Raw genomic sequence first — 11,698 nt, 5'->3', positions numbered from 1 at the left:
TGACCGGGCACCGACCGGGTCAGACCTTCCGCGGCCGACGGACGAGCACCAGGTCGTCGCGGTGGACCACAGCCCGGTCGTAGCCGGCCCCGAGGGCGTCACGCAGGTCCCCGGTGGTCTGGCCCATCAGGCCGGGGATCTCGGCGGCGTCGTAGGCCGACAACCCACGGGCCACCACCCGACCCTCGGTGTCGACGAGCTCGACAGGGTCGGCGGACTCGAACTCGCCCTCCACACCGGTGATCCCTGCGGGGAGCAACGAGGCGGAGCCACCGAGGACGGCCCGCACGGCACCGTCGTCGAGCACGAGCCGGCCACGGCTCTTGGCCGCGTAGGCGAGCCAGAGCCGCCGTCGCGTGGTCCGTCGGCCGGTCGCGTGGAACCAGGTGCCCACGGGCGACCCGTCGAGCGCGCCCTGGACGTTGGACGACCTGGTGAGGACCACGGGGATCCCGGACTGCGTCGCGATCGACACCGACTCGAGCTTGGTGAGCATCCCGCCCGTGCCGACCGAGCTGCCCCGACCTGTCACCTCGACGTGCTCGATGTCCGCAGGGCTGCGGACCTCAGGGATCTGGCGGGTGCCGGGCCGGGAGGGCGGTCCGTCGTACAGGCCGTCGACGTCGGTCAGGAGCACCATGGCGTCGGCGCGGACGAGGTGCGAGACCAGGGCGGCGAGGCGGTCGTTGTCGCCGAAGCGGATCTCGTCGGTCGCCACGGCGTCGTTCTCGTTGACGACGGGCACGACCCCGAGGTCGAGCAGCCGCTCGAGAGAGCGCTGGGCGTTCTTGTAGTGACCACGCCGGACGGTGTCCTCGGCCGTGAGCAAGATCTGCCCGACCCGGATGCCGTGCGCGGCGAAGGCCTCGGTGTACCGGGCGACGAGCAGCCCCTGACCGACCGACGCGGCCGCCTGGGCTGTCGCGAGGTCGCTCGGACGCGAGGTCAGGCCGAGCGGGCCGAGGCCCGCGGCGATCGCACCCGACGTCACGAGGACCACCTGGTGGCCGGCTGCGTGCCGTGCGGCGATCACCTCGACGAGGTCGCGCAGCGCCTGCACGTCGAGCCGCCCGTCGGCCGCTGTGAGCGACGACGAGCCGACCTTGACCACCACGCGTCGAGCAGAACCCATGAGCGAGCGGGGCGTCACGGGGACCTCCCGAGGCGCCAGAGCCCCGCGCGGCGGGGCCGGCGGGGCTGCAGGTGCGGTCTGGAGGTCGTCGCTCGAAGTTCCGGTGTCGCTCACCGGACCATTCTCGCGCAGGTGGTCAGTCCTTGGAGGGGCTGTCCACAGGAGCGTCTGCGTCGATCTCGGGGTCGGTCCAGATGCCCTGCTCGCGCTCGGTCCACAGCTCGGCGCGGGCCTCGGCCTTGGCGTCCATGCGCTCGGTGTACTCGCGGCGCTTGTCGCCACGGGTCGGGCGGTTGGACTGCGACTCGGCGAAGCGCGCATCCGTGCCTCGCGGGCCGCCGAGGAGCTCGGCACCCGTGACGAGGGTGGGCTCCCAGTCGAAGATCACGGCGTTGTGCTCGGGACCGATACGCACCTCGTCACCCGCGACAGCGCCAGCCTTGAACAGCTGCTTCTCGACGCCGAGGACCGCGAGACGGTCCGCGAGGTAGCCGATGGCCTCCTCGTTGGCGAAGTCCGTCTGGCGGACCCAGCGCTCGGGCTTGGTGCCGCGGATCTCGAAGTACGTCTGGCCGCCGGACTCCTTGCGCTGGACGGTGAACTCGGAGCCGTCGGCAGCCTTGGGCCGGATGATCGTGCGGGCCATGCTCGGCTTCGGGGCGAGCTTGCGGGCACGCTCGACGTACTCGGCGAGCACGTAGGTGAGCTGCTTGAGCCCTTCGTGGCTCGCTGCCGAGACCTCGAAGACCTTGACGCCGCGCGCCTCGAACTCGGGGCGGACGAGCTCGGCGAGGTCGCGTGCCTCGGGGACGTCGATCTTGTTGAGCACGACGACGCGGGGCCGCTCGTTGAGCGGGACGCGGGTGCCGTCGGACTGGAGGTCGGGCGCGTAGGCCGCGAGCTCCTGCTCGATGACCTCGAGGTCGCTCAGCGGGTCGCGGCCCGGGTCGAGGGTCGCGCAGTCGAGGACGTGCACGAGGACAGCGCAGCGCTCGATGTGACGGAGGAACTCCAGGCCGAGACCCTTGCCCTCGCTCGCGCCCTCGATCAGCCCGGGGACGTCGGCGACCGTGTAGCGGGACGAGCCCGCCTGCACGACACCGAGGTTCGGCACCAGGGTGGTGAAGGGGTAGTCGGCGATCTTGGGCCGTGCGGCCGAGATCGCGGCGATGAGGCTGGACTTGCCGGCGCTCGGGTAGCCGACGAGCGCGACGTCGGCGATGGTCTTGAGCTCGAGGACGACGGACGCCTCCGAGCCGGGCTCTCCGAGCAGCGCGAAGCCAGGGGCCTTGCGGGCCTTCGAGGCCAGCGCGTTGTTGCCGAGCCCGCCGTGACCGCCCTCGGCGACGACGTACTCCGCGCCCATGCCGACGAGGTCGGCGAGCACGTTGCCGTCGGTGTCCTTGACGACGGTCCCGTCGGGGACCGACAGGATCATGTCTTCGCCGTTGGCGCCCTGACGGTAGTCACCCATGCCCTGGGTGCCCGAGGGGGCGCTGCGGTGCGGCAGGTGGTGGAACTCGAGGAGGGTGGTGACCTGACCGTCGACGCGCAGGATCACGCTGCCGCCCATGCCGCCTGCACCGCCGTCAGGGCCGGCGAGGGGCTTGAACTTCTCGCGGCGGATCGAGGCGCAGCCGTTCCCGCCGTTGCCGCCTGTGGCGTGCAGGACTACGCGGTCTACGAACGAAGCCATCGGTCAACCAATCATCGAGCGAGCTGCCGCGAGGGCAGTGTGGGGCGTGCATGAGCAAGAGGGGCGCACCGAACCGGTGCGCCCCTCTTGCGGAAGATCTAGGAGTCTGAAGCTCAGACGCCAGCCTCGACGATGTCGATGACCTTGCGGCCACGACGGGTGCCGAACTGGACCGCACCGGCGGTCAGAGCGAAGAGCGTGTCGTCCCCGCCACGTCCGACGTTGTTGCCGGGGTGGAAGTGGGTGCCGCGCTGGCGGACGATGATCTCACCAGCGCTGACGACCTGACCGCCAAAACGCTTGACACCGAGACGCTGTGCGTTCGAGTCGCGACCGTTGCGCGAGGAGCTCGCGCCTTTCTTGTGTGCCATGGCCGAACCTGCTTTCCTGCTGAAGAGTGTCTGACGAGTTCGTTCGCAGGAGGCCAGGCCTACCGCGACGAGGAAATCACTTGATGCCGGTGACCTTCAGGCGGGTCAGCTGCTGACGGTGACCCTGACGCTTGCGGTAACCGGTCTTGTTCTTGAACTTGAGGATGGTGATCTTCGGGCCCTTCTCGTCCCGGACGATCTCCGCGGTGACCTTGACCTTGGCGAGGTCTGCTGCCTTGGTGGTCACCTTCTCCCCGTCGACCAGAAGCAGCGCGGGAAGTTCGATGGACTCGCCAGCGTCGCCGGAAAGTCGGTCGACGACGACGACGTCGCCCACGGAAACCTTCTCCTGGCGGCCACCGGCCTTGACGATCGCGTACACCACGTTGCTGCTCATCTCTCTTAGTGTCTGCGGCATGCTCATCACCTGAATCGAAGACGTGGTCGTTGACTGCGTCATGAGACTCAGGGAGCACACGGGGACCAGCGCGAATCAGTACGCGCCGACGTTCAAGATTACGGAATCTTGCGCTCAGGGTCAAATGCCACTGCTAGCACTGCCGCCAGCTCTCGGTGTCTGGCTCGCAGGTGCCTGCACGACCTGCGCACAGACGGAGCCGTCAGGCTCCGTGGACCATCATGCCCTACTCGGGGGCGAGTCTCCACCACCATGGGGCGGTCAGCTCTGTGAGACAGCACTCACCAGCGCCCGGGCTCGAGCGCAGCCCCCTCTCGACGTCTGTCGTCAGCGACCCGCTCCGCCGTCGTGGCACCGCTGCGCCCACTCTTCCCGGAGCACGCCGTAGACGAGCGAGTCGTAGACCTCGCCGCGGACGACGCGCGCCCTGCGGAACCGTGCCTCGAGCGTGAACCCGAGCCTCTCGGCCACCCGCGACATCGCGTGGTTCCCCGACCACGTCGCGAGGTCGAGCCGCCGCCAGCCCGTGGTGGAGAAGAGCATGGTCGTCCACTGCTCGATCGCGGCGGTCCCCGCTCCCCTGCCACGCACGGCCGGGTCGTGCAGGACGACGCCGATCCGCGCCCACTCGGTCTCCTGGGACTCCCAGTACCAGCTCACGGTCCCCCAGAAGCTCCCGTCGGCAGCGCTCGCCACAACGAGAGACCGAGGAGGCAGGCCTGGCGTGGACGCCGCTGCCCCGTCTGTCACGATCTCGCGAGCGCGGCGGGCGACGATCTCGTCGGCCTCGTCGTCGGTCGGGCGCGCGTAGTACGGACCGTCCCAGAGATGCCACTCGTGGTGGGGGCGCAACCATTCCCTGTAGACGGGGAGGTCCTCCGCCCGCCACGGCCGCAGCACCACGGGAGACGCCGCAGGCGCGGACGACGGTGTCGTCCGCGCCTGCGGCGTCTGGGAGCCTGCGGGCTCACCGGTCCCCCGGTCCTGAGCCCCACGTCCCGTCTGGGTCACTGCTGGTCGTTCTGCTCCCCGCGGCCCTGGCCGGAGACCGGGCGACGCACAGAGCGGAGCTCCGCGACGACGTCGAGGACAGGACGCCGAGGCTCCTGGGCCTCTGCGGCGCCAGGCTGCTCGACGCTCTCCGAGGACGCATCGGTCACGCTCTCCGCGCCGTGCTGACGGACGTCGACGACCTCGGCGGTCTCGACGTCGACCGTCACGACCACGCCCTGCTCGACGCCGGCACCGTGCTCGTCAGCACCGTGCTCGGCGCCGTCGGTGTGCTCGTCGTCGTGCTCGTGGGCGTGCGCCGCCGCTGCGGCGATCGTCGCGAGCGTGGCCTTGACGGCCTCGCGAGCCTCGGGCAGCACGGGGACCGCCGGGACGGTCTCGGTCTCCTTGGCACCCCGCTTGCGACGGGCGCGCTTGCTGTCGCCGTCGGCGGGAGCCGAGGCTGCAGCCTGCGCCGCGACCTGAGCGCCCGACGGCTGGGAGCCGCCCTGGAAGTGCTTCTCGTTCGGCTCGTCGTGGACGATGAACCCGCGGCCGTTGCAGTGGTCGCAGGTCTCCGAGAACGCCTCGACGAGGCCCTGGCCCACGCGCTTGCGGGTCATCTGCACGAGCCCGAGCGAGGTCACCTCGGCGACCTGGTGCTTGGTCCGGTCGCGACCGAGGCACTCGACCATGCGACGCAGCACGAGGTCGCGGTTGGACTCGAGGACCATGTCGATGAAGTCGACGACGATGATCCCGCCGATGTCGCGCAGACGCAGCTGCCGGACGATCTCCTCGGCCGCCTCGAGGTTGTTCCTCGTGACGGTCTCCTCGAGCGTGCCGCCCGAGCCCGTGAACTTGCCGGTGTTGACGTCGACGACGGTCATGGCCTCGGTGCGGTCGATCACGAGCGAGCCACCCGAGGGCAGCCAGACCTTGCGGTCCATGCCCTTGGCCAGCTGCTCGTCGATCCGCGCCTCGGCGAAGACGTCCTTCTCGCTCGTCCAGCGCTTGACGCGCCCGGCGAGGTCGGGGGCGAGGGCGTTGACGTACTCGGAGATCTCCGACCACGCGCCGTCGCCCGAGATCGTCAGCGAGCTGAAGTCGTCGTTGAAGATGTCGCGCACCACGCGGATCGCGAGGTCCGGCTCGCCCTGGAGCAGAGCAGGCGCCGACGCGGTCTTGGACTTCTTCTCGATGGCCTCCCACTGCCCCTGCAGACGGGCGATGTCGGCGCGCAGCTCGTCTTCGCTCGCGCCCTCGGCCGCGGTACGGACGATCACACCGGCGGTCTCGGGGACGACCTCGCGGAGGATCTTCTTGAGGCGGGCACGCTCGGTGTCCGGGAGCTTGCGCGAGATGCCCGTCATGCCGCCGCCGGGGACGTAGACGAGATAGCGACCCGCGAGGGTCACCTGCGAGGTGAGGCGAGCGCCCTTCTGCCCGATCGGGTCCTTGGTGACCTGCACCAGGACCGAGTCACCCGACTTGAGCGCCTGCTCGATGCGGCGCGGTGCACCCTCGAGACCGTGGGCGTCCCAGTTGACCTCACCGGCGTAGAGCACGGCGTTGCGGCCCTTGCCGACGTCGACGAAGGCGGCCTCCATGCTCGGGAGCACGTTCTGCACCCGGCCGAGGTACACGTTGCCGGCCATCGAGGCCTGCGACTGCTGCGAGACGTAGTGCTCCACGAGCACGCCGTCCTCGAGCACGGCGATCTGCGTGCGACCGTTCCGCTCGCGGACGATCATCGAGCGCTCGACGGCCTCGCGGCGGGCGAGGAACTCGGCCTCGGTGATGATCGAGCGGCGGCGACCGGCGTCGCGGCCCTCACGGCGGCGCTGGCGCTTGGCCTCGAGACGCGTCGAGCCCTTGAGGGCGGTGACCTCGTCGGCGCCTGTACGACCGCTGCGGCTGCTGGAGCCGGTGCTGGCAGCTGTGCTGCGGCCCGAGGACGCGGCGGCGGGGGCAGCGTCGCTGTCGGAGCCGCGCGACCCACGACGGCGACGACGACGGCGACGGCTCGACGCGGAGTCGTCCGAGTCGTCGTGCTCGTCGGAGTCGGTCTCCTCGTCCGAGGAGCTCTCGGAGTCGTCGTCCTGCGTGTCGGCGTCCTGGGCAGGAGCTGCTCCACGGCCACGGCGACGCGAGCGCGAACGCCCGTTCTCCGATCGACCGCGCGGCTCGTCGGAGCCTTCGTCCTCGTCGTCCTCGTCGTCGGAGTCCTCGGAGGACTCGTCGTCCTGGCTGGCGCCACGAGAGTCTCGGGAGTCCTCGTCGCGCGAGTCCGAGCCGCCACGGTTGCGGCGTCCGCGACCACCACGACGGCGGCGACGGCGCGGCTGGCCGTTGTCGTCCTCGTCCTCGGTGTCGTCGGAGTCGTCCTCAGAGGTGTCCGTGCCCTCGTCCTCGGTCGCCGGGGTCAGGGCGTCCAGGCTCGCGTCGAGCGCGAGGACGTCCTCGGTCGACTCGGCGTCTTCGTCCTCGAGCACCTCGTCTGCCGCGGCAGCCGCAGCCTCGGAGACGGCCTTGGGCGGACCCGCGGGGGTCTGCGCGCGGCGACGACGCGGACGCGCGGCCTCCGGGTCCGGAGCCTGGAACAGCAGCGCTGTCGTGCGGCGCGGTGCCTGAGGTTCTTCGGCGGAGGCCTCGTCAACCGGGGCCTCGTCGGCCTGGACCTGCTCGGGTGCCGCAGCGCGCTCGGCGACGGGTGCGGCTGGTGTCTCGACGGTCTCGGCAGAGCGCGAGCGACGGCTGCGCGTCTTGCGCGGGGCCTCGGCGGCAGCCTCCGGAGCAGTCGTGGCAGGAGCAGTCGTCGCAGCAGCGGCCACCGGGGCCTCGACGGGTGCAGAGGCCTCGGCGGTCTCAGCCTCGACGGGCGCGGGGGCGGCGGCCCTGCGGGTCGCGGCACGGCGCGGGCGGGTGACCTCGGCGTCCTCGAAGAGGGCCGGGGCGGTGGTCCTCGGCGCGGAGCTGGTGGCGCGGCGGCTCCGGCGGGCCGGTGCTGCAGGCTCAGCGGCGAGCGCCTCGATCGACGCGACGACGTCGAGGCTCGCGACCTCTTCCTCGTGGCTCGGGGTGGTCGCCGGTGCTGCGGCGCGCGAGCGAGACCGGCGCGGGGCGCGGCCGCTCGTCGTGGTCGGCTCGGCCGGCTGGTCCGCCGTGGCGGCGGCCGGGGCTTCGGCCGCGGCCGGAGCCGCCTCGGCGGGCTCCTGGGCTGCCGGAGCCGTGCTGGTCGTCGGTGTCGTGCTGGTCGTCGGTGTCGCGCTCGACGCCGGGCGGGTGGCGGCGCGGCGGCGCCGTGCCGGGGCAGCCGGGGCTGCCGACGTCGCGGGCTCGTCCGCGGTGGTCTGCGACGAGGTCGCCGGCTGCTGCGCCTCGGGCTGCGATGCGGCGACCGGCGTCGTCGGTGCGGCCTCGGCGGCTGGGGTGGTCGTGGGCGAGAGCTCGGCGAAGACGTCGAGCTGCTCGGTCGTCTTGACGACACGGCGTGAGCGGCGGGGCGCCTTCACGGGTGCAGCGGGAGCAGAGTCTGCGGCCGGGGTCTCGGCAGGTGCCGTCGCGGCGGTCTGCGCTGCGGGGGCCTGCTGTGCTGCCGGGGCCGGCTCGGCTGCCGGGGTCTCGGCCGCTGCGGGGGCCTTCTTGCTCGTCGCGCGACGGCGGACGGGCTTCTCGGCGGGCTGCTCCGGAGCGGCCTGCGCGGCGGCGGGTGCCGCCTGGGTGTCTGGGGCTGCCGCCTGAGCGGCGGGAGGTGCCGCCTGGGTGGAGTCGGGGGCTGGCGTGCCTGCAGCATTTCCTGCGGCGCGGGTCACCCGGCGTCGCGCCGGCTTCTTCGCTGTCGCGTCTGTGCTGTCAGGGGTGGTCGTGTTGTCGAGCGTCACGTGGTGTGCTCCATGTGCCCTGGTAGGGCTCCGCCCCACACGTGCGGCGCCACCATGGCGGTTCAGTCGTCGTCAGCACAGGTGTGCCGCGACGGAAGTCGTCGGTGTGGATACGCGGCAGGGGCGAGCGACGGTGTGCGCCAGGCGGTCGAGCCATTCTCCCGACTGCGGCGCGACACAATCCGCGATTCGCACGTGCTGCGTTCACAAGCTCGGCATCGAAGGCGTGTGGGGCCCTTGAGCCTCGTTCAGTATCGCACAGGAGCCCTGCGGCGCCCGTCGTGCGTCCGCCCGAGGCGTGTCGGGAGCACCAGCCGACCCGGTCTGCCGCGCGGCCACACCGGGTCTGGTGCCGGACCAGCCCGCGGGGCCAGACTGGCAGCACGTCCGAGAGCGCCCGCGACGCCCTCGGTACCAGGCAACGCCGACCGTGCTCACACCACCTACGGCACCGCCCGAGACCTAGGTCACAGGACCGGGAGGCTCGTCCGCACGGAGCAGGGACCTTGGTCCCACGCCCCCACATCTTCACGGCATAGCGTCATCTCGAGCCGTGCGGTGACACCCGCGCACCCACCCACACACCAGGAGCACCGTGGACGTCTTGGACATAGCACGGTGGCAGTTCGCCATCACCACCGTCTATCACTTCTTCTACGTACCTCTGACGATCGGGCTCGCACCCCTGGTCGCCATCATGCAGACCGCCTGGGTCCGGACCGGCAACGAGCGCTGGCTCAAGCTGACCAAGTTCTTCGGCAAGCTGCTCCTCATCAACTTCGCGATCGGCGTGGTCACCGGGATCGTGCAGGAGTTCCAGTTCGGCATGAACTGGAGCGAGTACTCCCGCTTCGTCGGTGACGTCTTCGGCGCACCGCTCGCCATGGAGGCCCTCGCCGCCTTCTTCGTCGAGTCGACGTTCCTCGGGCTGTGGATCTTCGGGTGGGACAAGCTCCCCAAGAAGATCCACCTCGCGTGCATCTGGGCCGTCGCCCTCGCCACCAACCTCTCGGCCTTCTTCATCCTCGCGGCGAACTCGTGGATGCAGCACCCTGTCGGGGCGACCTTCAACGCCGAGACCGGGCGCGCCGAGATGAACGACATCTGGGCGGTGCTGACCAACAACACCCTGCTCGCCGCCTTCCCCCACACCATCACCGCAGCCTGGCTCACCGCCGGGACCTTCGTGGCAGGCATCGCCGCCTGGTGGATGGTCCGGGAGGTCCGGCGCGGACGCAAGGACGTGGCGCGCGACGTCTACCGCCCGGCGGTCATCCTCGGGCTCGTCGTCATGATCGTCTCGGGCGCCGGCATCGCCGTCTCGGGTGACGCGCAGGCGAAGCTCATGTTCGAGCAGCAGCCGATGAAGATGGCAGCCGCAGAGGCTCTCTGCGAGTCCTCGCCCGGAGGTGCGCCGTTCTCGATCCTGTCGATCGGCAACCTGGCGAACAGCTGCGAGGACGTCAAGCACGTCCTCGAGATCCCGGGTCTGACCAGCTTCCTCGCCGACGGCTCCTTCACAGCGCCTCTGCCGGGCGTCAACGAGGTCCAGCAGCAGATGCAGGATCGCTACGGGGACACCGACGCCGCCGGCAACCCGATCGACTACTCGCCGAACCTCGCGCTGACCTACTGGAGCTTCCGCCTGATGATCGGCCTCGGCGTCGGGTCCGCAGCCCTGGCTCTCATGGCGCTGTGGCTCACCCGCAAGGGCCGTGTGACCGACAACCCGTGGTTGGCGCGGGTCGCGCTGATCGCGATCCCGACCCCGTTCCTCGCCTCGGCCTTCGGCTGGATCTTCACCGAGGCCGGACGTCAGCCCTGGGTCGTGGTGCCCAACCCCACGGGGATCGACCAGATCCGCATGCTCACCGAGCGAGGCGTCTCCCTGGCCCAGGGTGCCGGGGTCGTGTTCGCCTCCATGGCGATCTTCACGCTCGTCTACACGGTCCTGACGATCATCTGGGGCCGGCTCATCTGGCGCTACATGGTCGAGGGTGCTCCGGAGACCGTCCACGACGACTCACCCGAAGCCCGCTCCGACGACGACGCGGCCGACCGTCCGCTGTCCTTCGCCTACTGACCCGTCGCGCTCGCGAGAATAGGACACAGACATGGACCTCGAAACGCTCCAGGTGCTCTGGTTCGTACTGATCGCCGTCTTGTGGACGGGGTACCTCGTGCTCGAGGGCTTCGACTTCGGCGTCGGCATGCTCATGCCGATCCTCGGCCGCGAGGAGAAGGACCGCCGGGTCCTCATCAACACCATCGGCCCGGTCTGGGACGGCAACGAGGTCTGGTTGCTGACGGCTGGCGGCGCGACCTTCGCGGCCTTCCCGGAGTGGTACGCCTCGTTGTTCTCGGGCTTCTACATCCCGCTGTTCGTCATCCTCATCTGCCTCATCGTCCGGGGCATGGGCTTCGAGTACCGCTCGAAGATCAACGACGCCGCATGGCGTCGGCGGTGGGACGCCTCGGTGATCATCGGCTCGTGGCTGCCGTCGATCCTCTGGGGTGTCGCCTTCGCCAACCTCGTCCGCGGCGTTGAGATGGACGCGAACCACACGGTGACCGGCGGGTTCTTCGCGCTGCTCTCCCCCTTCGCGCTGCTCGGCGGCGTGGTGACCATGCTGCTGTTCCTCACGCACGGCGCCGTCTTCGTCGCCCTCAAGACCGAGGGCGACATCCGAGGCCGGGCTCGTCGCCTCGCCGGCACCACGTCTCTCGCGTCGGTCGTCGCGGCCGGCGGCTGGGCGCTCTGGGCCCAGCTGGCCTACGGGGCCACCTGGACCTGGGGAGCCGTCGCCGTCGCTGCAGCCGCGCTCGTCGCCGTCGTCGTCGCGAACGCCCGGGCACGAGAAGGCTGGGCCTTCCTCTTCTCGGCCGTCGCGATCCTCGCCGCTGTCGTGCTGATCTTCGGCTCGATGTACCCGGACGTCATGCCGGCCCGCAACGACCCGGCGAACTCCCTGACGATCCGCAACGCTTCCTCGACCGAGTACACCCTCACCGTCATGACGTGGGTCGCGCTGTTCCTCACCCCGCTCGTGCTGATCTACCAGTCCTGGACGTACTGGGTGTTCCGCAAGCGGATCGGGACGCACCACATCCCTGAGCCCATCGGGCTGCCGTCGCTCACCCCGCCGCGCGGCACCGAGGCACCCGGCGCTGAGCAGCAGGGCACCGAGCCGCAGGGCACGCGCTGAC

Annotated in this window: 8 protein-coding genes; 2 read left to right on the top strand and 6 right to left on the bottom strand. The window is 70.7% G+C overall.

Annotated features, from left to right (window positions below; all coding sequences use genetic code 11):
• Positions 1-19 precede the first annotated feature (19 nt).
• From proB to SANBI_RS05615, 6 genes are all read right to left on the bottom strand, one after another.
• Positions 20-1,132, bottom strand: coding sequence for a glutamate 5-kinase (gene proB, locus SANBI_RS05640; protein WP_319161196.1), 1,113 nt, complete (start codon positions 1,130-1,132; stop codon positions 20-22).
• Between the two features lie 136 nt (positions 1,133-1,268).
• On the bottom strand, positions 1,269-2,828 hold the full coding sequence (gene obgE / locus SANBI_RS05635; protein WP_056131187.1) for a GTPase ObgE: 1,560 nt from the start codon (positions 2,826-2,828) through the stop codon (positions 1,269-1,271).
• 113 nt (positions 2,829-2,941) lie between these two features.
• The gene (gene rpmA / locus SANBI_RS05630; RefSeq protein WP_056131185.1) at positions 2,942-3,199 is read right to left on the bottom strand and encodes a 50S ribosomal protein L27; all 258 of its coding nucleotides are present in this window, start codon (positions 3,197-3,199) and stop codon (positions 2,942-2,944) included.
• A gap of 76 nt (positions 3,200-3,275) precedes the next feature.
• Positions 3,276-3,584, bottom strand: a complete 309-nt coding sequence (rplU, locus tag SANBI_RS05625; protein ID WP_174269741.1) for a 50S ribosomal protein L21 — start codon at positions 3,582-3,584, stop codon at positions 3,276-3,278.
• A gap of 360 nt (positions 3,585-3,944) precedes the next feature.
• Positions 3,945-4,628, bottom strand: coding sequence for a GNAT family N-acetyltransferase (locus tag SANBI_RS05620; RefSeq protein WP_319159748.1), 684 nt, complete (start codon positions 4,626-4,628; stop codon positions 3,945-3,947).
• The gene (locus tag SANBI_RS05615; RefSeq protein ID WP_319159746.1) at positions 4,625-8,491 is read right to left on the bottom strand and encodes an Rne/Rng family ribonuclease; all 3,867 of its coding nucleotides are present in this window, start codon (positions 8,489-8,491) and stop codon (positions 4,625-4,627) included. The genes SANBI_RS05620 and SANBI_RS05615 overlap by 4 nt, the downstream gene beginning before the upstream one ends.
• 595 nt (positions 8,492-9,086) lie before the next feature.
• Here SANBI_RS05615 and SANBI_RS05610 point away from each other — a divergent pair.
• Both SANBI_RS05610 and cydB read left to right on the top strand, forming a co-directional pair.
• On the top strand, positions 9,087-10,574 hold the full coding sequence (locus SANBI_RS05610) for a cytochrome ubiquinol oxidase subunit I (protein ID WP_319159744.1): 1,488 nt from the start codon (positions 9,087-9,089) through the stop codon (positions 10,572-10,574).
• Between the two features lie 31 nt (positions 10,575-10,605).
• Positions 10,606-11,697: a cytochrome d ubiquinol oxidase subunit II gene (cydB, locus tag SANBI_RS05605; RefSeq protein WP_179913181.1), complete on the top strand. Its 1,092-nt coding sequence runs from the start codon at positions 10,606-10,608 to the stop codon at positions 11,695-11,697.
• Position 11,698 lies beyond the last annotated feature (1 nt).

Source organism: Sanguibacter biliveldensis, assembly GCF_033798665.1.
Taxonomy (GTDB): Bacteria; Actinomycetota; Actinomycetes; order Actinomycetales; family Cellulomonadaceae; genus Sanguibacter; species Sanguibacter inulinus.
This window is presented reverse-complemented; position numbering and strand designations above follow the sequence as displayed.

Bases quoted from the DNA above. Each gene is read 5' to 3' on its own strand.
- proB (WP_319161196.1), bottom strand. From the start codon at position 1,132: ATGGGTTCTGCTCGACGCGTGGTGGTCAAGGTCGGCTCGTCGTCGCTC.
- obgE (WP_056131187.1), bottom strand. From the start codon at position 2,828: ATGGCTTCGTTCGTAGACCGCGTAGTCCTGCACGCCACAGGCGGCAAC.
- rpmA (WP_056131185.1), bottom strand. From the start codon at position 3,199: ATGGCACACAAGAAAGGCGCGAGCTCCTCGCGCAACGGTCGCGACTCG.
- cydB (WP_179913181.1), top strand. From the start codon at position 10,606: ATGGACCTCGAAACGCTCCAGGTGCTCTGGTTCGTACTGATCGCCGTC.